Annotated in this window: 20 protein-coding genes; 7 read left to right on the forward strand and 13 right to left on the reverse strand. The window is 69.0% G+C overall.

Features of this window, described 5'->3' with window-relative positions; translation table 11 throughout:
- Positions 1 to 20: 20 nt before the first annotated feature.
- The 4 genes from OG953_RS16590 to OG953_RS16605 all read left to right on the forward strand — a co-directional run bounded on the left by OG953_RS16590 (position 21) and on the right by OG953_RS16605 (position 3,566).
- Positions 21 to 1,343, forward strand: coding sequence for an MFS transporter (locus OG953_RS16590; RefSeq protein ID WP_405685072.1), 1,323 nt, complete (start codon positions 21 to 23; stop codon positions 1,341 to 1,343).
- Positions 1,344 to 1,451: 108 nt separating this feature from the next.
- Positions 1,452 to 2,168 (forward strand): L,D-transpeptidase family protein, encoded by a 717-nt coding sequence (locus tag OG953_RS16595; RefSeq protein WP_405685074.1) that lies wholly within the window; start codon positions 1,452 to 1,454, stop codon positions 2,166 to 2,168.
- A 106-nt stretch (positions 2,169 to 2,274) separates the two neighbouring features.
- The gene (locus OG953_RS16600) at positions 2,275 to 3,264 is read left to right on the forward strand and encodes a sigma-70 family RNA polymerase sigma factor (RefSeq protein WP_405685076.1); all 990 of its coding nucleotides are present in this window, start codon (positions 2,275 to 2,277) and stop codon (positions 3,262 to 3,264) included.
- Positions 3,261 to 3,566 (forward strand): hypothetical protein, encoded by a 306-nt coding sequence (locus OG953_RS16605; protein ID WP_405685078.1) that lies wholly within the window; start codon positions 3,261 to 3,263, stop codon positions 3,564 to 3,566. The genes OG953_RS16600 and OG953_RS16605 overlap by 4 nt, the downstream gene beginning before the upstream one ends.
- 47 nt (positions 3,567 to 3,613) lie before the next feature.
- On the opposite strand, the gene OG953_RS16610 is transcribed toward OG953_RS16605, so the two are convergent.
- Positions 3,614 to 3,940, reverse strand: a complete 327-nt coding sequence (locus OG953_RS16610) for an STAS domain-containing protein (protein WP_405685079.1) — start codon at positions 3,938 to 3,940, stop codon at positions 3,614 to 3,616.
- Between the two features lie 392 nt (positions 3,941 to 4,332).
- Between OG953_RS16610 and OG953_RS16615 the strand changes: the two genes are divergently transcribed.
- Positions 4,333 to 7,608 carry a S8 family peptidase gene (locus OG953_RS16615; protein ID WP_405691867.1) on the forward strand — a complete coding sequence of 1,092 codons (3,276 nt, stop codon included), beginning with the start codon at positions 4,333 to 4,335 and terminating at the stop codon, positions 7,606 to 7,608.
- Positions 7,609 to 7,708: 100 nt separating this feature from the next.
- Here OG953_RS16615 and OG953_RS16620 read toward each other — a convergent pair whose 3' ends face one another.
- From OG953_RS16620 to OG953_RS16665, 10 genes are all read right to left on the reverse strand, one after another.
- Positions 7,709 to 8,986: a thymidine phosphorylase gene (locus OG953_RS16620; RefSeq protein ID WP_405685081.1), complete on the reverse strand. Its 1,278-nt coding sequence runs from the start codon at positions 8,984 to 8,986 to the stop codon at positions 7,709 to 7,711.
- A gap of 145 nt (positions 8,987 to 9,131) precedes the next feature.
- On the reverse strand, positions 9,132 to 9,530 hold the full coding sequence (locus OG953_RS16625) for a cytidine deaminase (protein WP_114246244.1): 399 nt from the start codon (positions 9,528 to 9,530) through the stop codon (positions 9,132 to 9,134).
- Positions 9,527 to 10,816, reverse strand: a complete 1,290-nt coding sequence (locus tag OG953_RS16630) for an ABC transporter permease (protein ID WP_405685082.1) — start codon at positions 10,814 to 10,816, stop codon at positions 9,527 to 9,529. Before OG953_RS16630 ends, OG953_RS16625 begins: the two co-directional genes overlap by 4 nt.
- Positions 10,813 to 11,928, reverse strand: a complete 1,116-nt coding sequence (locus tag OG953_RS16635) for an ABC transporter permease (protein WP_405685084.1) — start codon at positions 11,926 to 11,928, stop codon at positions 10,813 to 10,815. The genes OG953_RS16630 and OG953_RS16635 overlap by 4 nt, the downstream gene beginning before the upstream one ends.
- A complete protein-coding gene (locus OG953_RS16640) occupies positions 11,925 to 13,517 on the reverse strand; it encodes an ABC transporter ATP-binding protein (protein WP_383074774.1) in 1,593 nt (530 codons plus the stop codon). Before OG953_RS16640 ends, OG953_RS16635 begins: the two co-directional genes overlap by 4 nt.
- A 265-nt stretch (positions 13,518 to 13,782) precedes the next feature.
- Complete coding sequence (locus tag OG953_RS16645) at positions 13,783 to 14,823, reverse strand: BMP family protein (RefSeq protein ID WP_405685087.1); 1,041 nt, start codon at positions 14,821 to 14,823, stop codon at positions 13,783 to 13,785.
- Between the two features lie 149 nt (positions 14,824 to 14,972).
- Positions 14,973 to 16,199, reverse strand: coding sequence for an amidohydrolase (locus tag OG953_RS16650; protein WP_405691869.1), 1,227 nt, complete (start codon positions 16,197 to 16,199; stop codon positions 14,973 to 14,975).
- Between the two features lie 140 nt (positions 16,200 to 16,339).
- Positions 16,340 to 16,942 carry a hypothetical protein gene (locus tag OG953_RS16655; protein WP_405685089.1) on the reverse strand — a complete coding sequence of 201 codons (603 nt, stop codon included), beginning with the start codon at positions 16,940 to 16,942 and terminating at the stop codon, positions 16,340 to 16,342.
- 113 nt (positions 16,943 to 17,055) lie between these two features.
- Positions 17,056 to 17,361, reverse strand: coding sequence for a hypothetical protein (locus OG953_RS16660; RefSeq protein WP_405685091.1), 306 nt, complete (start codon positions 17,359 to 17,361; stop codon positions 17,056 to 17,058).
- Between the two features lie 133 nt (positions 17,362 to 17,494).
- Positions 17,495 to 18,709, reverse strand: a complete 1,215-nt coding sequence (locus OG953_RS16665) for a helix-turn-helix domain-containing protein (protein WP_405685092.1) — start codon at positions 18,707 to 18,709, stop codon at positions 17,495 to 17,497.
- A 399-nt stretch (positions 18,710 to 19,108) separates the two neighbouring features.
- Here OG953_RS16665 and OG953_RS16670 point away from each other — a divergent pair, with 399 nt between their 5' ends.
- Positions 19,109 to 19,996, forward strand: a complete 888-nt coding sequence (locus OG953_RS16670) for a hypothetical protein (RefSeq protein WP_405685094.1) — start codon at positions 19,109 to 19,111, stop codon at positions 19,994 to 19,996.
- Between the two features lie 60 nt (positions 19,997 to 20,056).
- Here the strand turns inward: OG953_RS16670 and OG953_RS16675 are convergent, their stop codons facing one another.
- Complete coding sequence (locus OG953_RS16675; protein WP_405685096.1) at positions 20,057 to 20,296, reverse strand: hypothetical protein; 240 nt, start codon at positions 20,294 to 20,296, stop codon at positions 20,057 to 20,059.
- A 194-nt stretch (positions 20,297 to 20,490) separates the two neighbouring features.
- Here OG953_RS16675 and OG953_RS16680 point away from each other — a divergent pair, with 194 nt between their 5' ends.
- Positions 20,491 to 20,730 carry a type II toxin-antitoxin system Phd/YefM family antitoxin gene (locus OG953_RS16680; RefSeq protein WP_405685097.1) on the forward strand — a complete coding sequence of 80 codons (240 nt, stop codon included), beginning with the start codon at positions 20,491 to 20,493 and terminating at the stop codon, positions 20,728 to 20,730.
- Positions 20,731 to 20,843: 113 nt separating this feature from the next.
- Here OG953_RS16680 and OG953_RS16685 read toward each other — a convergent pair whose 3' ends face one another.
- Complete coding sequence (locus tag OG953_RS16685; RefSeq protein WP_405685098.1) at positions 20,844 to 21,899, reverse strand: hypothetical protein; 1,056 nt, start codon at positions 21,897 to 21,899, stop codon at positions 20,844 to 20,846.

Raw genomic sequence — 21,899 nt, forward strand, 5'->3', positions numbered from 1 at the left:
TGGCATCCTACTTTTGAACCATGCCTCCCGCCAGTACCGGGGCGTCCACCCTCACCGTGGCCGCCTCGCCCCAGCCGTCCCCCGTCGCCGCCGCTGTCGCCACCGCCGACCCCGCCACGCCGGACCGTCTCGAACCCGGCCGCCCCGGCTACCACCGGATGAGCTTCGCGCTCTTCGCCGCCGGTGTCGCGACCTTCGCTCTCCTCTACTCCACCCAGGCCCTGCTGCCCGCCGTCTCCGCCTCCTTCGGCGCCACGGCCGGACAGGCCAGCTGGACGGTCTCCGCCGCGACGGGCGCGCTGGCGCTGTGTGTGCTGCCGATGAGCGCGCTCTCCGAGCGGTTCGGACGGCGGCAGATGATGACCGCTTCGCTGACGGTCGCCGTACTGGTCGGGCTGCTCGTGCCGTTCGCGCCCTCACTGGGCTGGCTGATCGCGCTGCGCGCAGTCCAGGGCGCGGCGCTGGCCGGACTGCCCGCATCCGCGATGGCATATCTGGCGGAGGAGGTACGGCCGAAGGCGCTGGTCGCCGCGATCGGACTGTTCGTGGCGGGCAACAGCATCGGCGGGATGAGCGGCCGTATCCTCACCGGCTGGGTCGCCCAGCTGTGGGGCTGGCGGGCGGCGCTCGGCGCGGTCGGGCTGCTGGCCGCGGCCTGCGCGGTCGTCTTCCACTTCATGATCCCCCGGGCCCGGCACTTCACCCCCGGTTCGCTGAACCCGAAGGCACTCGCGAAGACCGTGGGCGGGCACCTCGCCGATCCGCTGCTGCGTCGGCTGTACGCGATCGGCGCGCTGTTCATGACGGTGTTCGGCGCGGTCTACACGGTGATCGGCTACCGCCTGGTGGAGGAGCCGTTCAACCTCCCGCAGGGGGTCGTCGGCTCGATCTTCCTGGTCTATCTCGTCGGTACGGTCTCCTCCGCCGCGGCCGGCAGGCTGGTCGCCCGGCTCGGCCGACGGGGCGCGCTGTACCTGGCCGTCTCCACCACGGCTGCCGGTCTGCTGCTCTCGCTCGCCGACCGGCTGGCCGCCGTACTCCTCGGCCTGGTCCTGATCACGGCGGGCTTCTTCGCCGGGCACGCGGTCGCCTCCTCGTCCGTGAGCCGTACGGCGACGAAGGGCCGTGCCCAGGCGTCGGCGCTCTACCAGTCCGCGTACTACCTGGGCTCCAGCGCGGGCGGCACGCTCGGCGCGGTCGCCTTCCACGCCGGAGGCTGGGCCGGGACCGTATCGCTGGGGCTGCTCGCGGTCCTCGGCGTCGTCTCGATCACGCTGTACGGCACGCGGGCCGCACGCGCCGAGCGGCGCCGGCTCGTGCCGGTGGCGTCCATATCGAACTGAGACGGGCGTCCGTACCGAACTGAGACATACGACGCACAACCATCCACTCCCCGACGCGCGTCTAGCAGGCGGAAGCACCTCACGGCGCGCGAAGGAGAGTTGGCACACATGAGAGTCGCAGGGAGCATACGGGGGGTCCGGACGCGGCGCGCACTCGCGCTGTCCGTCGCCGGTCTGACGGCGGCGCCCGCCCTCGTCCTGGGCACCGGCGGATCCGCGCAGGCGGCGTCCTGCACGACGTCCACCGGGCCCTACCAGAAGCAGGTCGAGAAGTATCTGAACCGGCCGGTCGACGGCAAGCAGTCGGCCGCCGACTGCAGGGCGATCCAGTCGTTCCAGCGCACCTACGGGGTCACCCCGGACATCGGTTACGCGGGGCCGGTCACCTGGCGCACGATGAAGACGCTCACGGCCCAGAAAGCGGCCGGCAAGAACCCGAACAAGGACAAGAAGTGCCCCACCGACAAGGGGCGCATCGCGTGTGTGGACCTGACCCGGCAGCTGAGCTGGATCCAGGACGGCAGCAAGCTGAAGTTCGGTCCCGTGCCGGTACGGACCGGGCGGGACAAGTACGAGACCCGCACCGGGTCCAAGAAGATCTATATGCGGCACATCAACCACGTTTCGTCGATCTACCACGTGTCGATGCCGTACGCCCAGTTCTTCGACGGCGGGCAGGCGTTCCACTCGGTGGGCCTGAAGATGTGGAACCCGCCGGGGTCGCACGGTTGCGTCAACATGCGGGACGCCGACGCGAAGGCATACTGGAATCTGCTGAAGAACGGCGACGACGTATACGTGTACGGGCGCAAGCCCGGAACGTGACCGGAAGGTGTGCCGCTTCGGCACTTCCCGCCTCCGTTGTCAGTGCCCTCCTGTAGCTTCCGAAGTGCTGAAGTGAGTGGCGTCACAGCGCAACAGGGGTGGAGCGATGAGTGATCTGACAGCGTCGGCGGACATCGACAGCCGACTGGAGGGACACCGGGTCGAGCTGACCGGTTACTGCTACCGGATGCTCGGCTCGGCCTTCGAGGCGGAGGACGCGGTACAGGACACGCTGGTGCGTGCCTGGCGCAACTTCGAGAAGTTCGAGGGTCGTTCCTCGCTGCGGTCCTGGTTGTACCGCATCGCCACCAACGTCTGTCTGGACATGCTGAACGCGGGCAGCAAGCGGGCCCGTCCCGTCGATCTGACGGGCCCGACGCCGCTCGCCCGGGCAGCGCTCAACCCGCTGCCGGAGAACACCTGGCTGGAGCCGATGCCGGACGGGCGGATCCTGCCGTCGGTGGCCGACCCGGCCGAGGCCGCGGTGGCGCGGGAGTCGGTGCGACTCGCGTTCGTCGCCGCGTTGCAGCATCTGCCGCCCAAGCAGCGGGCCGTACTGATCCTGCGCGAGGTGCTGGCCTGGAAGGCGAACGAGGTCGCCGAGCTGCTCGAAACCTCGGTCGCCTCGGTCAACAGCGCCCTCCAGCGGGCGCGCGCGACCCTCGCGGAACACAAGGGTCTGACCGCCGACACCGCCGATCCGCTCGACGAGGAGCAGCGCAAGCTCCTCGATCGGTACGTCGCGGCCTTCGAGGGGTACGACATGACGGCGCTGACCGCGCTGCTCCATGAGGACGCCGTGATGACCATGCCGCCGTTCGACCTCTGGCTCCAGGGGCACGACGACATCACCGGCTTCATGCGCACCATCGGCGCGAGCTGCGAAGGATCACGGCTGGTGGCGACGACGGCGAACGGCACCCCGGCGTTCGCGCAATACAAACCGAATCCGGACGGGCCGGGGTTCGTGCCGTGGGCGGTGCAGGTCATCGACACCTCAAAGGGCTCCATCACGGGGATGCACTGCTTCCTGGACACACCCCGCTGGTTCCCGCTGTTCGGCCTGCCGGATCATCTCGACGCCGACGCGGCGTGAAGCGCGTCGTACGGAACGGGCTGGTGGCGGGCTGGGTGGTGCTCGCGGCCGGCGGCTGGGGGCTGACCCAGTGGCTGGGTGAGCCCGTCGCCACCGACGGGCCCACGCCCGGGACCACTTGGACTCCGAATCCCGCCTCCGGCGGCGGACCGGGGCCGCAGCCGGAGCACTGGTACGACAAGGCCTGCGAGAACGGCACACCGGCGCCGCTCCCCTCGGCAGCGGCAGTCCCGGACGACGCCGGGGACCACCGCTCGGCAATAGTCTGCGCGCGGGCCGAACGGGGCGACGGGGACAACTGAGGGGTGGCGCGGGATGCTCGCGGGGTGCGGGCCGAATCGCGGTCCTCTCAGGCTCCGCTGCCCCCGGTCCCGCACCCCACATCCACCACATCGGCCAGCCCCACCAGGTCGATCAGGCTCTGCAGTTCGGGTGGCACATTGCGCAGCCGCAGCCTTCTGCCGCCCGCCCGGCGCGTGATCAGCCCCAGCCGCGCTATCGCCTCGACCAGGGCCAGATCCGGCTGTGCGACCCCGCCCACGTCGCAGTCCACCCCGGTTCGCGGGTCGCGGACGGCGCCCTCGGGGTCGTACAGCAGCGACTCCAGCTCCGCACAGAGTCCCGGCACCGCGGCCCGCGTGACGCGGCCGGTGACGGCGAGAACGATCGGGGTCATGGATTCCACATCCGGCAGACCGGTCCGGCGGCCGAAACTCATCGCTCCCCGCTTCCGTACTTTCCCGTCGCCCCGGCCCGGCGCACGCCCCGTACCCGTCCAGTAGCTGCTCCCACCCGCCTCGCGCCCGTCCACCGGCCGCCCGGCCGGTGCGGGCTGCGACCGATCAACTTCCGTCAACTCCGTTTATCTGTACGGTCCCTGTGAACCTTTTCGATCAATCCTCCCTCTAGGTGTGTGAACCGGTCGGCACCGGCGTCCCATTCGGTGCCGACTGACCAGTGGCCCCCAGGGGGCCGCCTGATTCTCCAGGGGGAGAGTTGCGCAAACACGTGAGAAACGCGTGTGTATCGACCATCGCCACGGCGGCAGCCGTGGCACTCGCAGCCGGGATGACCACCCCGGCGATGGCACAGCCCGACGCCACCCGGCCGACGGGCGCCGGGCCCGTGGCCCAGCACCAGCTGACGCTCATCACCGGCGACCGGGTCTCGGTGGACGCCAAGGGCCGGGTCGTGAGCTTCCGGCCCGCCAAGGGGCGCGAACACATACCCGTGCAGCGGCAGATACGTGACGGGCACACCCTGCTCGTCCCCGCTGACGCGCACCGGCTGATCAGCTCCGGAAAGCTGGACCGCCGGCTGTTCGACGTCACCGAGCTGAACCGTGCGGAGAACCGCAGGGCCCGGAAGGCGGGCCTGAAGCTGATCGTCGCCTACCGCGGCGCCCGGGCGGCGGCAGCGAAGGCGGAGGTCCGCGACGCGGGTGCCACCCGGGTCGACCGGACCCTGAAGTCGCTGAACGCCGAGTCGGTGACCACGCCGGAGCGTGACGCCCAGGACATCTGGCAGGCGCTCACCAGCAAGCCCTCGAAGGGCGCCCAGCGCACCACGGCCGCCGGCATCGACCGGGTCTGGCTGGACGGCGTACGCAAGGCGAGCCTCGACAAGAGTGTGCCGCAGATCGGCACACCGGCCGCCTGGAAGGCCGGTTACACCGGTAAGGGTGTCAAGATCGCCGTCCTGGACACCGGTGTGGACGCCACCCACCCCGACCTCCAGGGCCAGATCCTCGACACGAAGAACTTCACCGCGTCGCCCGACACCAAGGACCGCGTCGGGCACGGCACGCATGTGTCCTCGATCGCGGCCGGTACGGGCGCCAAGTCGGGCGGGAAGTTCAAGGGCGTCGCCCCGGACGCCAAGCTGCTCGAGGGCAAGGTGCTCGACGACAACGGCTTCGGTGACGACTCCGGCGTCCTGGCCGGCATGGAGTGGGCGGTCGCGCAGGGCGCCGACGTCATCAACCTGAGCCTCGGCGGCGGCGACACCCCCGAGATCGATCCGCTCGAAGCGGCGGTGAACAAGCTGTCGGCCGACAAGGGCGTCCTGTTCGCCATCGCGGCGGGCAACGAGGGCGACGGCGCCGGCACGGTCGGCTCCCCGGGCAGCGCGGACGCCGCACTGACCGTCGGCGCGGTCGACGACAACGACAAGCTGGCCGACTTCTCCAGCCGGGGCCCGCGCATCGGCGACGGCGCGATCAAGCCCGATGTCACCGCCCCCGGCGTGGACATCACGGCGGCGGCCGCGCCCGGCTCCGCCATCGACCAGGAGGTCGGGCAGAACCCGCCGGGCTATCTGTCGATCTCCGGTACGTCGATGGCGACCCCGCACGTCGCGGGCGCCGCGGCGCTCCTCAAGCAGCAGCACCCGGAGTGGAAGTACGCCGAACTCAAGGGCGCGCTCACGGCCTCGACGAAGCCGGGCGCGTACACGCCGTTCGAGCAGGGCTCGGGCCGGATCGCCGTCGACCGGGCGATCGCCCAGAACGTCGTCGCCGACCCGGTCTCGGTGAGCTTCGGTGTGCAGCAGTGGCCGCACACCGATGACGTCCCGGTCAGCAAGAAGCTGACGTACCGCAACCTCGGTACCGCGGACGTCACCCTCGACCTCGCGGTCACGGCCACCGGCCCGAAGGGCAAGCCCGCCCCGGCCGGCTTCTTCACCCTCGGCGCCGACAAGGTGACCGTCCCCGCGGGCGGCACCGCCGACGTACCGCTGACCGTGAACACCAAGCTCGGCGGCACGGCCGACGGCTCCTACTCCGCGTACGTCGTCGGGACCGGCGGCGGCCAGACCGTCCGCACCGCGGCCGCGGTCGAGCGCGAGATCGAGTCCTACGACCTCACGGTCAAGACCATCGGACGTGACGGCAAGCCCGCCGAGTTCGCCGAGACCGACCTCTACGGCCTCTCGGGAACCGCGCTCGGCCAGTGGCTCTCCCCGACGAGCACCGACGGCACGGCCAAGGTCCGGGTCCCCAGGGGCGGATACGTACTGAACACGGGCGTCACCGTCGACCCCGAGGACTACTCCAAGGGCACCGACTGGCTGGCCCAGCCGAAGCTGGACGTCACCAAGAACCTCACCGTGACGCTCGACGCGCGCAAGGCGAAGCCGGTGAACATCACCGTGCCCGCCGCCGGGGCGAAGTCCCTGCTGGCCGCATCCGACCTCCAGTTCACGACCGAAGACACCGGCTTCACCTACGGCTGGGTCCTCGACACGTACAAGAACTTCCGCACCGCGCACTTCGGCCCGGCGGTGACCGACGGTTCGCTCTCTCAGCACTGGATCGGCAGCTGGAGCAAGGAAACCTCGACCCGGTACGACATCGCGGCCGGCGGTCCGGTGACCCGGGCTGCCACCGGTTTCGAGCGGAAGTACACCACCGGCCAACTGGCCAAGGTCGGCCTCTCCCTCGGCTCGCCCGCCAAGGGCAAGACCGGTGAAGTCTCCACCACGGGCTCGCTGCCCGGCTCGGACGGCGGCTGGGGGGCCTGGTCCCTCCACAAGATCCCCGGCAACGTCACCGCGTACGTCTCCACCGCCGACAAGGTGAAGTGGAGCTTCGACTTCGCCCAGGACGGCGGAGTCGACGAGGACGGCTACCCGGTGACCGAGGCGAGTTACTCCCTCGGCGCCCCGCAGGGCTTCAAGGCGGGCAAGTCCTACACGAAGAAGGTCAACACCGCGGTGTTCGGCCCCGCGGTCAACTCCGAGTACGGCATCCTCCGCGACGGCAAAAACATCGTCGGCATGCTGCCGCTGGTGGCCGACGGACAGGGCAACCTCGGTGGTTCCGAATACAGTTCGGCCACGACGGTCCTGTACCGCAACGGCAAGAAGCTCGCCCAGAACGAGGACCCGCTGACGGGCCTGGCCCCCTTCGCCGTTCCGGCCGCCGCCGCCGACTACCGGCTGACGACCTCGATGCGGCGCAGCTCCGCACTGTCCCCGGTCTCCACCCGGATCGACGCGAGCTGGACCTTCCACTCCAAGCGGACCTCGGGCCCGGCCATGCTGCCGGTCTCCACGGTGCGGTTCACGCCGAACGTCACCGCGGACAGCAGGGTCACGGCCGGCCGGACCGCTTCCGTGCCCGTGACGGTACAGGGCGCGGCCGCTGGGAAGAACCTCAAGTCGCTGACGGTGTACGTCAGTTACGACACCGGCAAGACCTGGAAGAAGACCACGGTCAAGTCGGGCAAGCTCTCCGTGAAGAACCCGGCCAAGGGCAAGTCCATCTCCTACAGGGCCAATGTCACGGACAAGCAGGGCAACACGTCGTCGGTGTCGATCTACAACGCCTACTTCGGCAAGTAAGTGAGCAGGTAGACCCACCGATCGCATGAGAGCGGCCCGCCGGACGGATTCCTCCGCCCCGGCGGGCCGTTCGCGTGCGTACGAATACGTGACTGTGCGGCTATGCGATGCGCTCGCGCACAACCGGCGTCGATGTGAACTCCGTGCCCTCCGGGGCGATGTCGTACGAGGAGGGCAGGGCCTTCAGCGCGTAGTCGAACTTCTCGGGCGTGTCGGTGTGCAGCGTCAGCAGCGGCTGTCCGGCCGTGACCGTGTCACCGGGCTTGGCGTGCAGTTCGATGCCCGCGCCCGCCTGCACCGGGTCCTCCTTGCGGGCCCGGCCCGCGCCGAGGCGCCAGGCGGCGACGCCGATGTCGTACGCGTCCAGGCGGGTCAGTACGCCGGTGGACGGGGCCGTCACGACGCGCTGCTCGCGGGCGACCGGAAGCGTGGCGTCCGGGTCGCCGCCCTGGGCGGAGATCATCCGGCGCCAGACGTCCATCGCGGAGCCGTCGGCGAGGGCCTTCTCCGGGTCGGCGTCCTTGAGCCCGGCCGCGTCCAGCATCTCGCGGGCGAGGGCCAGGGTGAGGTCGATGACGTCCTTCGGGCCGCCGCCGGCCAGCACCTCGACCGACTCGCGCACCTCCAGGGCGTTGCCCGCGGTCAGGCCGAGCGGGGTGGCCATGTCGGTGAGCAGCGCGACCGTCCGGACTCCGCTGTCGGTGCCCAGCGCGACCATGGTGGAGGCCAGCTCGCGGGCGTCCTCGATGGTCTTCATGAAGGCGCCCGAGCCGACCTTGACGTCCAGGACCAGCGCGCCGGTGCCCTCGGCGATCTTCTTGGACATGATCGAGCTGGCGATCAGCGGGATGGCCTCGACGGTGCCGGTGACATCGCGGAGCGCGTACAGCTTCTTGTCGGCGGGGGCGAGCCCGTCACCGGCGGCGCAGATCACGGCGCCCGTGGTGTCCAGGACGTCGAGCATCTCGGCGTTCGAGAGGTGGGCGCGCCAGCCGGGGATGGACTCCAGCTTGTCGAGGGTGCCGCCGGTGTGGCCGAGACCGCGGCCGCTGAGCTGGGGCACGGCGGCGCCGCAGGCGGCGACCAGCGGGGCGAGCGGCAGGGTGATCTTGTCGCCGACGCCGCCGGTGGAGTGCTTGTCGGTGGTGGGGCGGGAGAGCGAGTCGAAGTTCATCCGCTCACCGGAGGCGATCATGGCGGCGGTCCAGCGGGCGATCTCCGTACGGTTCATACCGTTCAGCAGGATCGCCATGGCCAGCGCGGACATCTGCTCGTCGGCGACCTCGCCGCGGGTGTAGGCATCGATGACCCAGTCGATCTGTTCGGGGGTCAGCTCGCCCCGGTCGCGCTTGGTGCGGATGACGGAGATGGCGTCCATGTCCTGGGAGTCCTTCCGGCCGGTGTACGTACGCAAGAGTCCTGAATGACTCTACGCGCATAGAGGGTGGAAATGGGGGTGGCCCTCCCGACGGGCAGGAGGGCCACGGTGGTGCTCTGCAGATGGGCTCTGCTTCGGCTGGTCCCTACTTCAGATGGTCCGGTCCGAACGCCTGCGGCAGCATCTCGTCGAGCGTGCGCAAGCCGTCCGGCGTCTCCAGGATCAGCTCCGGCCCGCCGAACTCGTACAGCAGCTGCCTGCACCTGCCGCACGGCACCAGGATCTCGCCCGCCCCGTCCACACAGGTGAAGTGGGTCAGCCGCCCACCACCGGTGGCATGGAGCTGGGAGACCAGGCCGCACTCGGCGCACAGCCCGATGCCGTACGAGGCGTTCTCGACGTTGCAGCCGGACACCGTACGGCCGTCGTCGACGCGGGCCGCGGCGCCGACCGGATAGTGCGAGTAGGGAACGTACGCACGTGTCATGACGGACCGTGCGGCGCTCCGCAGCGCCGCCCAGTCGACCTCCGCGGCGGCCGTCACTTGCCCTGGCCCTTCCGGTAGCGCATGCCGTCCGCCTTCGGCATCCGCAGCCGCTGGGCGGAGAGCGAGAGGACGAGCAGCGTGACGATGTACGGGGTGGCGCTCACGAACTCGGTGGGCACCGTGTCCGTGGCGAGGTACCAGACCAGCACCGCGGCGGCGATGACCCCGCTGACCACGCCCTGGACGAAGCTCTTGCGGTAGAGCTTCCAGGCCGCGAGCCCGGCCAGCGCGACCACGAGCAGCAGGAGCAGCGCGTGGACGGACTCGCCGCCGTTGCGCAGCTGGAGCGCGTCGGCGAAGCCGAACAGGCCGGCGCCCATCGCGAGTCCGCCGGGCCGCCAGTTACCGAAGATCATCGCGGCGAGACCGATGTATCCGCGGCCGCCGGTCTGGCCCTCGTTGTAGATGTGCGAGGTGACGAGCGAGAGGAAGGCGCCGCCGAGGCCGGCCATGCCGCCGGAGACGATCACCGCGATGTACTTGTAGCGGTAGACGTTCACACCGAGCGATTCGGCGGCGACCGGGTTCTCGCCGCAGGAGCGCAGCCGCAGCCCGAACGAGGTCTTCCACAGCACGAAGAACGTGAGGACGAAGAGGACCACGGCCAGGATCGTCAGCAGCGACACATGGGTGACCAGGCCGCCGATGACACCGGCCAGGTCGGAGACGAAGAACCAATGGTGCTGCTCGATGGAGTGCAGCCAGTCGGAGAGGCCCGGGATCGTCACCGAGGTGATGTCGTCCGCCGGCGGGGACTGCTTCGGGCTGCCGCCCTTGGCCGCCGCCTCGCCCGAGTTGAACCAGAGCTTGGCGAAGTAGGTGGTGAAACCGAGCGCCAGGATGTTGATGGCGATACCGGAGATGATGTGGTCGACGCCGAAGGTGACGGTCGCGACGGCGTGCAGCAGCCCGCCGAGCATGCCGCCGATGATCCCGGCCAGTACGCCGAGCCACGGGTCGGTCTGCCAGCCGGCCCAGGCGCCGAAGAACGTGCCCAGGATCATCATGCCTTCGAGCCCGATGTTGACCACACCGGCCCGCTCGGCCCAGAGGCCGCCGAGACCGGCGAGCCCGATCGGCACGGCCATCGCGAGCGCCGCGCTGATCTGTCCCGCCGATGTGATGTCCTCGGCGCCGGTGATGACGCGTACGGCGGACAGCGCGAGCAGCACGCCCGCGACGATCAGCAGTACGACGGGGAAGGAGAGGCGGGTGCGGCCGCCCTTGCCGCCGGAGACCTTGGGGGCCGCGGGGGGCGGGGTGGAAGTCGCCGTGACGGTCACGCCGACACCTCCTGCTGGTCGGAGTTACGGGCGGCCTGTGCGGCGAGTTCCGCGCCGACCTTGCTCTGCTGGCGCTTGAGTCCGTAGCGGCGGACGACTTCGTAGGCGATGACGACGCACAGGACGATGACGCCCTGGATCACGCCGACGATCTCCTTGTCGTACCCCTCGAATTCGAGCTTGCCGGTGCCGCGCTCGAGGAAGCCCCAGAGCAGTGCGCCGAGCGCGATGCCGATGGGGTGGTTGCGGCCGAGGAGGGCGATGGCGATACCGGTGAAGCCGATGCCGACCGGGAAGTCGCCGCTGTACTCGAAGCTGTCGTTGAGGAGGGTCGGCATACCGACCAGACCGGCCACGGCACCGGAGATCAGCATCGAGGTGACGACCATCTTCTTCACGTCGACACCGCTGGCCTCGGCCGCGGAGCCGGACTGGCCGACGGTGCGCAGGTCGAAGCCGAACCGGGTGCGCGAGAGCGCGAACCAGTAGGCGATGCCCGCGACGACCGCGACCACGATGAAGCCCCAGACGGGCGCCGGGGTGGTCGGGAACTCGAAGAAGTGCGAGGACTCCGGGAGCGGCTTGGTGGAGATCTTCGTGCCGGCCTCGTCGAGGTGGCCGAGGCGGCCCTGCTGGAGCAGATAGCCGATGATGGCCGTCGCGATGGCGTTCAGCATGATCGTCGAAACGACCTCGCTGACGCCGCGGGTGACCTTGAGGACGCCGGCGATACCGGCCCACATCGCGCCGACGATCATCGCGGTGAGGATGATCAGCGGGATCTGCAGGGCGCCGGGCAGGGTCAGCGCACCGCCGACCGCGGCGGCGAAGAAGGCGGCGAGGCGGTACTGGCCGTCGACGCCGATGTTGAAGAGGTTCATCCGGAAGCCGACGGCCACCGCGAGACCCGCGAGGTAGTACGTCGTCGCCTTGTTGAGGATGTAGACCTGGCTGTCCGACTTCATCCCGTAGTCGAACATGATGCCGAAGGCGCTGAACGGCTCCTTGCCGGTGGCGGCCAGCACGAGTGCGGTCACCAGGAAGGCGACCACGATCGCGAGTACGGGGGCCGCGATCCCCAGGAGCAGCCGCTCCTTGTCGATCTTCTTCATCGGTCCTCTCCCCCGTTCCGGGGGTCGGTGTCGGTGCTTTCGGCACCGGAGTCGTCCGGCGCAGGTGTCTCGTCCGGCGCTTCGAGGTGGCCGGTGGCCGCGCCCGTCATCGCGGAGCCGAGCTCCTCCGGGGTGATGGTCGCCGGGTCGGCGTCCGCCACCAGCCGGCCGCGGTACATGACACGCAGGGTGTCGGAGAGCCCGATCAGCTCGTCCAGGTCGGCGGAGATCAGCAGCACCGCCAGTCCTTCGCGGCGTGCCTCGCGGATCTGGTCCCAGATCTGCGCCTGGGCTCCGACGTCCACGCCCCGGGTGGGGTGCGCGGCGATCAGGAGCTTCGGGTCGTGGCTCATCTCGCGGCCGACGATCAGCTTCTGCTGATTGCCGCCGGAGAGGGAGGCAGCGGTGACCTCGATACCGGGGGTGCGGACGTCGTACTCGCGCACGATCCGCTCGGTGTCGGCGCGGGCACCCTTCAGGTCGAGGAACACGCCCTTGCTGTTGGGGCGTTCGGTGACGTGGCCGAGGATGCGGTTCTCCCAGAGCGGGGCCTCCAGCAGCAGTCCGTGCCGGTGGCGGTCCTCGGGGATGACGGCCATGCCGTCCTCGCGGCGCTTGCGGGTCGGCGTGCGGGAGATGTCGACGCCGTCCAGGGTGAGTACGCCGGTGTCGAGGTGGCGCATGCCCATGATCGCGTCGACCAGTTCGGACTGGCCGTTGCCCTCGACGCCCGCGATGCCGAGGACCTCGCCCTTGTGGATGGTGAAGTCGATGCCGTCGAGCACCGAACGCACCACGCCGTCCGGGTCGGTGGCGGTCAGCCGCAGCCCCTCGACGGTCAGCATCGGGATGTCGGTGACGGTCGACTCGCGGGTCTCCGGCGACGGGAGTTCGCTGCCGACCATCAGCTCGGCGAGCTGCTTGGTCGTGGTGCGCTTCGGGTCGGCGGTGCCCACCGTCGTACCGCGCCGGATGACGGTGATCTCGTCGGCGACCGACAGGACCTCGCCCAGCTTGTGCGAGATGAAGATGACGGTCAGGCCCTCGGCCTTGAGCTCGCGCAGGTTGTCGAAGAGCGCGTCGACCTCCTGCGGTACGAGGACGGCGGTGGGCTCGTCGAGGATCAGGGTGCGGGCGCCGCGGTAGAGGACCTTGAGGATCTCCACGCGCTGCCGGTCGGCGACCCCGAGGTCCTCGACCATGGCGTCCGGGCGGACACCGAGACCGTAGGCGTCGGAGATCTCCTTGATCTTGGCGCGGGCCCGGTCGCCGATCCCGTACAGCTTCTCGGAGCCGAGGACGACGTTCTCCAGGACCGTGAGGTAGTCGGCGAGCATGAAGTGCTGGTGCACCATGCCGATACCGCGGTCGATGGCGTCGCCGGGGTTGTGGAACGAGACCTGCTCGCCGTCCACCGCGATGGTGCCCTCGTCCGGCTTCTGCATGCCGTACAGGATCTTCATCAGAGTGGACTTGCCGGCGCCGTTCTCGCCGACGAGAGCGTGGACGGTGCCGCGGCGCACGGTGATGTCGATGTCGTGGTTGGCCACGACTCCGGGGAACCGCTTGGTGATGCCGCGGAGCTCCACGGCATGAGGACTGCTGGACGCGTTGATGACGCACTCTCCTTGGCAGGAGCGGAGGGCGGAGGCGAGGGGACGGAGGCGGTGGGAGCGTGAAAAGGTACCGCGCCCGGCGGACGCTACGCGCGTAGCGCCACTGAATCGTTGGCCACCTGATGACAGGTGGCGGACAGTGTGCGTACGGCTACCGCGGATGCACGGGGAGCCGTACGTGAATCGGGGCCCGCGCGAAGCCGAAGCGGCTCACCCGGGCCCCGATCGACGCGTCGGATCAGGTCGTGGTCTTGACCTTGACGGTGCCGTCGACGATCTTCTTCTTCGCCTCGTCGAGCTGGGGCTGGATGTCCTTGAGGTGGTCACCCGTGGTGGTCAGGCTGACGCCGCCCTTGGCCAGGGAGTACGCCTGCGTGCCGGTCAGCGGCTTGCCGTCCTTGACGGACTTGATCAGGTCGTAGACACCGCCGTCGACGTTCTTGACGACGGAGGTCATGATCGTGTCCTTGTACTTCGCCAGCGCCGGGTCAAGGGCCTGGTCGGAGTCGACGCCGATGGACCAGGCGCCCTTCTTGCCCGCGACGGCCTCGATCGAACCGGCACCCGAGCCGCCCGCGGCGGCGAAGATGACGTCCGCACCCTTGTCGAGCATGCCCTTGGCGGCGTACGCACCCTTGTCGGGGCTGCCGAAGCCGGACAGGTCCGAACCGGTGGACAGGTACTGGATCTGCACCTTGGCCTTCGGGTTCGTGTCCAGGACACCCTGCTGGAAGCCCGCGGCGAACTTCTTGATCAGCGGAAGGTCCACACCACCGATGAAGCCGACCTGGCCATCCTTCGACTTCAGCGCGGCGGCGACACCGGCGAGGTAGGAGCCCTGCTCCTCGGTGAAGACGATGCTGTCGACGTTCTTCGCGGTGGCGACCGAGTCGACGAGACCGAAGTTGACCTTCGGGTACTTGGCCGCGATCTTGTCGACCGCGTCCTTGTACGCGAACCCGACCGCTATGACCGGGTTGTAGCCTCCCTCGGCGAGCGACTCGAGGCGCTGCTCACGGTCGGCAGGGGTCTCACCGGTCTTGGCGGTGAGCTCCTTCGTCTCGGCACCGAACTCGGACTTGGCCTTGTCCAGACCACGCGCGGCGGAGTCGTTGAACGAGTTGTCGCCACGGCCGCCCACGTCGTAGGCCATGCCGATCTTCATCTCGCCCTTGTCGGAGCTGGCGCTCTCGGTGGACGACTCGCCACATGCGGTGGCGGTGAGCGCGAGAGCTGCAGTGACAGCACACGCAGCGGTGATCTTGGATACCCGGCGCAAGGGAAGGCTCCTTCAAACCTGACCGAAGCGCCTCTTCCGGCGCTGGTTTCGCCGAGATCGTAACGCGCGTAGATGTCAGATAAAGCCCCGTACGGAAGCCGTTATCGGATCGTCGCGAACCAGGGGTGCCCTGAGGCTGAACTGGCCGGTTACGGATGGTTGCCGTCGAGCAACGCGGAGGCAGTAAAGAGCTCCACAGCGACCGTGATCGCCTCCTCGTCCGCGTCGAAATCGCCGCGATGCAGGTCGAGCCGGGCGGTGTCGCCGGGGGTACGGACCCCGAGCCGGGCCATGGCTCCCGGGACGTGCTCCAGGTACCAGGAGAAGTCCTCGCCGCCGAGGCTCTGTTCGGTGTCCTCGATCGCATACGATCCGCGGCGTGCGGTCATCGCCCCGGCGAGCAGATCGATCACGGCGGCGTCGTTCACGACGGGCGGGACGCCCCGGACGTAGTTGATCACCGTCTTGGCCCGGTGCATCCCGGCCACCTCGTCGATCGCCGCGTGCACCAGGTCCGGTGCCTCCCGCCAGGCCGCCAGGTCCAGGCAGCGGACGGTGCCGGACAACTCGGCGTGCTGCGGGATCACGTTGCAGGCGTGCCCGGCCTCCAGTCGTCCCCAGGTGACGGCGAGCCCGGCCCGTGCGTCGACCCGGCGGGCCAGCAGGGCGGGTACCTCGGTGGCGATCTTGGCGGCGGCGGTGACCAGGTCGGTGGTCAGATGCGGCCGCGCTGTGTGCCCGCCGGGGCCGTCGAGGCTGACCTCCAGGCGGTCGCAGGCCGAGGTGATCGCCCCGACCCGCAGCCCGATCCGCCCGACGTCCACCTTCGGATCGCAGTGCACTCCGATGATCCGCCCGACACCCTCCAGCGCCCCGGACGCGATCGTGTCGGGCGCACCGCCGGGCAGGACCTCCTCGGCCGGCTGGAAGATCAGCCGCACCGCCCGCGGCAGCAGCCCCTGCCGGTCGAGCTCGGCGAGCACGAGACCGGCGCCGAGGACTGCGGTGGTGTGGATGTCGTGCCCGCAGGCGTGCGCCCGGTCGGGGACGGTGGAGCGGTACGGGACGCCCGCCTTGGTGTCCGGGATGGGCAGTGCGTCGATGTCCGCGCGCAGAGCGAGCATGGGCCGCGGGTCGCTGCCCCGGCTTCCCACGTCACAGATCAGACCCGTCCCCGTGTCGAGTACCCGTGGTTCCAGACCCGCATTCTCCAGCCGGGCCTTGATGGCCGCGGTGGTACGGAACTCCTGGTTGCCCAGCTCGGGATGCATGTGCAAATCGCGGCGGAAGGCAATCAGCTCGGCACGCAGTGCCTCGGGCAGGGTGCCGGGCAGCGCCTCGTCCCCGGGCGGTCGGGCATCGGAATCACGGGACATCAACTGGTTCACCTGGTGAAGGGTAAGGCCCTTGCCCCCTCAACTGGCCACAGATCAACAAAAGTTCAGCCGCATAGACGAACAAAATGTGGCGTCGGAGCGTGTGGCGTGAGATGGAGGTGGGTAGACTCACCCATTTTCTACTGGCTGCGGCGCACCGGCAGCAGCGCCAGCCCGATGCACAGGGCACCGACCGGCAGCAGGTCCAGGCTCACGGCCGCCGGCACGACCCCGGCCAGCACGGCCACCGGAGCCCACGCCCGGACCAGGTCCCGGCGGAAGAACGCGAGCAGGGTGACGAGGGCCAGCAGTCCGAACCAGAACAGCAACGGCACCACCGTGTAGACCAACGGCATCACACCGGGTACGTCCTGCACCCGCCCGAACAGGTCGCTCATCGCCTGCTTGTCCGCCGCGACGAACCCGACCACCAGGTCGATCACCGCCTGGACCGCCACCGCCGCCGCCCCGACCAGCCCGGCCCAGGCCGCCACCTCGACGGCGACCCGCCTGGCGCCGCGCACCACGGCGGTCTTCCGCAGCCCCAGGAACACCGGCACGAACACGAGCACCCCGGCCAGGAACAGCAGATGCGCCAGCGACCACCACACGCCGGGCCCGTAATCACCGACCGCCCGCCCAATCAGCCGCACCACTCCGTACGCGGCCATCAGGGCCGGTCCCGCGAGGAGCGCCGCCTTGAATCCGCCAGCCTGTCGATCCGTCAACTCGCTTGCTTTCATGCCTCGATGCTCGCGTCGACCCGCCCTTGCCCGCCATCGGGGCTCACCCCCAACGAACCCTGAGGCCAGGCCGCTTCGGGGTCAGGGACGGGGCGGGTCAGTCGGCCCGCGCCTCATCCGGACGCGGGGCCGCCCGCCCCTCGCAGCCGGTCCCCTCGGCTCACCGCCACCCGCAAGGCGTCACGCAACGCCTCGGTCAGCCGGGCGGCCAGATAGCGGATCTGGGCCGGCTCCGCCCCCGGGTCCGCGAGCAGTTCCTCCGCGTGCCCGATCAGCTCGACGCCCATGCCGAGTTGCACGGTCTCGACCTGGTCGGCGACCCGGGAGACGTGGCCGTGCGTGTTGTGATCGGTGATCAACAGGCAGGTCCGGCCGTCGGAGCCGGTCCAGGGCAGAAGGCGGGTTACGGGGTTCGACATGCTCGACATGAGGGGGACCTGCTTTCGTCGGGACGTCCTCGTTGACGGTGCCGCCAAAATTAGGCCGGGGCGAGAAGCACCGACAGTGACGCCCGGTGCGACTCTTCCGCCCAGGTGGGACGAGCCGTCCTACCTACCCGTCCAGGCCCAGCCGATCGGCGAGTTCCGTCACTGCGGAAGTGCGACGCCGTTCCCTGCCGCGGAGTTCGACGACCAATCGGCGGCTCGTCGAGTGATATCGCATCCACTCCGGCGCGATGCCTTCCGCGGTGAGCAGCGCGTGCACGGCGCCGTCCTCCTTGTTCAACTCCGCGTAGGCCAGCGCCCGGTCCACGTGGAAGCGGGCGAGCCAGGTTGGCGGGAGCGACCGCAGGTCGGGGACGGTACGAGCGGTACGCAGGGCCTCGGCCCCGTCCTCCATCTCCACCAGGAAGTTGACCTTGGCCACGCCCACGTTCGTCGGACCGAAAGGGGTCGCATAGTCGAGCCGGTCCGTGCCGATCCGAGCGGCGGCGGCGCTCGTCAGGGTGAGCAGGTCCCGTACGGTGTCGTGCCGTCCCGCGCGCACGGCCGCCGTCGCGGCGCGGAGCAGGAGAATGCCCCACAGCGACAGTTCGACCGGATGCGAGCGGAAGGTGGGCTCGATGCGTTCGGCGGTGGCGGTGGCGATTCGTTCGGCGTCCGCGAGTCTTCCCTGCCGGGTGAAGACCCAGGCCAGACTGGAGATGCCCACCGTCTCCAGGTGCGGATCGTCCCCCTTGCGGGCCGCCTCCGCCGCCCGCTCCAGGGCGGTGAACGCCGCATCCTCCTTGCCGAGTGCGGTCAGTGTGGTCGCGGCAACCTGGTACGACTCGGCGAGGACCGACTGGGCCGAGGCGGCGTCGGCGCCGCTGTGCGCACGTACAGCCGCTCTCGCGTCTTTGATCAGCTGCGGAAGCAGTGCACCGATGTCGCTGATGCGGCCTTCCCGCCGGATGCGCTCGGTGGACCGGAGCGCCGCCCGTAACTGCGCGAGTGTGGGCGGGTCCTCGGGGTCCGGCTCCTCGCCCAGCAGGTCCGCGACGGGTGAGACCGCCTGCCGCAGCGCCAGCACGGACGGCTGGTCCTGTTCGGTGCGCACCTCGAAGGTGGTCGGCTGCCCGACGAGTACGGACGTCTCGACGTCCAGGGCCCGTGCGAGAGCGTTGAGCGTCGTGAGCCGTGCGGTGCTCCGGACGCCTTGTTCAAGCTTGCGTACGACGTCGACCGAGACACCTGCCCGCTCGGCGAGCCCCTCCTGGGTCAGCTTTCGGCGCAGGCGCAGCCGCGCGATGCGGTCGCCGATGCCGTATTCCTCGTGGAACTGCATGGCCAGCCACCCCCAGAACAGGTCCGACTGATTACGCTACGCCCAGCCTTGGGAAGCTGTGCAACCCTCATCGGTGGTATATCCGCCGGGAAGGTGACGATGATCGCTCGGCGGCGAACCCACGGGTAAATCCCGCTCCGCAGGACCTTGCCGAGCCGACGCCGGGCGCCGGTCTCCACGAGAGCACACGGACCCGCGAGACACATTGATCGGCCATGAAAGTCGGCGGGCTGACCAACCGGCCTACGAGAGCTATTGATGGCTGGTTCGCGGTCACCGTGGTTTTTGTAGTCGTCTACTGAGGGTGGTGACTCTGGCCCACATTCCCGCATGACAGTAATATTTGTGACGAGCCTTCAGATTAGGTCTATGCCAGTGGGACTTTTAGCATGCTGTGCCATGGAAATGAGCGCGAAGCTGCCTCGGCAGCGTGGTAACCGGCTGGTCCTGTATGCCGTCACGACTGAGGAGCAGCAGGCTGACTCTGAGTCGAATCTCAAGCTCCCGGACTCCGGCTACGCGCGCCGAGGTGTTAGCGGCTGGTGGGATGACCGGCTGCCCTTTGGAGCTGATATCCCAGAATTGACCGAGCCCGCGTTCGTCAGTGGGCGGCAACTCGTGAAGGCATTGGAGGCACGCTACGCAGGTGTGACGGTGACACTGCACATGGGGCCACGTGCGGCCTGGCGCACGCAGCAGGAGCGGCGCCGGACCGCGTGGGAGGAGGCGAAGGCGAAACGGCCTCCACTCCCACCGGACACGGAGAGACTGATTCACGCCCTGAGCCCCGAGTGCATGATCTGTCACAAGACAGTACGGAAACTGGAGATTGCCCACCTCTTGGACTGGCCCACCATCCGGCGTGCAGTCGAAACCCATCCTTCCTGGCTCCGCAGTGATCACGACATGCGGCGGGCTGCGCTGATGTTCCATGACCCTTGGAACATGGGGGTCTTGTGCCGTGATCATGTCCACCATTCCGGCTGTCATGACCGGCAGGAAGCCGGCCAGATCGCGTTGGAACAGCTCCTGCAGGCGAGGGCCTCCTTGGACCAGCAACCTGGTGCCGAACGCCTTTATGGGAGGTTCCTCGATCAGAGCCTGACCGAGGAACGGCGCCGCTTCGGCCTCGACATGAACGCGATGGGCAGGGTTCTCATGCTTTTGTCGAGGGCGACAAAGGGAGGCGAGCCCTCTCCATATGTCCTCAAGCACGGAACCATTAAGGTCGATCGAGAGCAGGGCGGACTATCGTGGGGACAACATGACTGCACAGATGGCCATTAGCTGGACAAAAGATACGTTGACATATCTGGAGATACTGTGCACAACAAAGAGCGTTTAGGTCTATTCACTACTGTCGCAGAACTGGCAGTTCTGCGCGCGGTCGAGCTCGCCGGGGAGCGCATCATAAGAAGGGTGGAGCGCTCCCAAAGGGGACCATTGAAATCCTTCATGCCATTTTCCGTTCATGTGCAACGCCCCATCGAAGAAGGCGACCTCGATGAGATCCTTCCAGGTGGGGCTTGGGTGATCCCAGTTGCGGCGGGACTCCCAAAGGATCTCATCGAGGCGCTCGACAGGCATACGCGAATCCTCCTTGCGGCTGGACTCGAATTCCGTCGAGAAGACCTTACCCTTACCCTCTCCCGACTTCCGCTCGAAAAGATGGCCCTCCCGTGGGAATCACGTCTTCCTGAGCAGTGAAATACTGTCGGCTCTCGTATCCACTGCGGAGAACAGGAACATCGACCGCCGCCCTTCAGTCCTGTGAGGCGACCATGGAAGCAACTCGTCAGTGCAACGTCCATGAGGCCAAGACTCATCTCACGCGCATCCTGGAGCAAGCGGTCACTGGTGAGGAAGCGTTGATCCCCAAGGCAGAACCGGGGGCAAAGATTGTTCCGCTCCCTCCCTCGGTGAAGCGGGCCGGGCGCGGTTCACTCCAGGGGCAGATCCACATCAAGGATGGCTTTGACGACCTGCCTGACGACATGACCGATGTCTTCGGGGCGCGCTGATGAAGATGCTGCTCGACGCTCATAAGGACCCGAGGATCCTCACCCGCGACAAGTGGATCCCGTCCTACGACGTCAGGGTCATGCCGGTCTGACCATCCCCGCCACAGTCCGTATCACGCCTCCGTGATCGCCGTCGCCCGCCAGGGCGCCAGGCGCTGCACGTCGCGGGCCGTTTCCGTGACGCCGCTCAGGAAGCCCTGGGCGCGCGGGGACGCCGTGTCGCGGAGCCATTCCGGGGCGATGTCGCAGACCGCGACCTTGACGTCCGTGCCGACGAGGGCGAGGGGCAGGGTGTGGACGACCGTGGAGGGGAAGCTCAGGACCGTACGGCCGATGGGGCCGCGGCGGGCGATGAGTTCCAGGGGGAGGTCGGGGCGGACGATCTCCAGGCCGGTGGCGGCCTCCAGGGCGTGGAGCTTGTCGGTGGACTCGCGGCGGTGGGCGAAGTAGCGGGTGGCCCCATGTGTGCGGGCCAGGGCCGCGACGGCCTCCAGGTACTGGGCCTGGTCGACCACGCCCGTCTCGACCAGCGAGGTACCGACCAGGTCCGCGCCCTTGGTGAGCAGCGGCGGGCCGAAGCGGGCGCGGGTCCAGGCGAAGGTGTTGGGGGTGACGGTGACGCCGGGCGGAGCCTCGACCGGCATCGCCGTGAAGACCTCGACCGTACGGGTGGCGGACGGGGTGAAGCGGCTGCGGGCGCGGGCCGTGACCGGGGCCAGGACCAGTTCGCGCGGGCCCGAGCTGCCCTTGCGGTGCCAGCGCACCAGGCGTTCGCCGCGGGCCAGTTGGGCGACGAACTCCATGGTGGCCGTGCCGTCGTCGACCACCGTGAGGCGGCGGGCTCGGACCATGGTGAGCAGGAGCTGGACGTAGCGGGAGAAGGGGTCGCCGATGACGATCCGCTCCGCCCTGCGCAGCAGTCCGGCCAGTGAACGCAGGGTCTTCAGGGGCGCGCCGGCGCCGCCGCGCGCCTCCTGCCAGCGGACGTGGACGCCCTCGTCGCGGGCCAGCTCCGCCATCCGGCGCAGCTGGCCGCGCGACATCGGGTCGACCGGGGGGAGGACGACGACCGTGATGTCCGTGAGGACGTGGTCGTCGCCTCCCTCTGTGTAGGCCCACTCCAGGACGTTCAGGAGCTGGACCGGGCTCTCGACGAAGGCGAGGTTCAC

The organism is Streptomyces sp. NBC_00057, assembly GCF_045041165.1.
Taxonomy (GTDB): domain Bacteria; phylum Actinomycetota; class Actinomycetes; order Streptomycetales; family Streptomycetaceae; genus Streptomyces.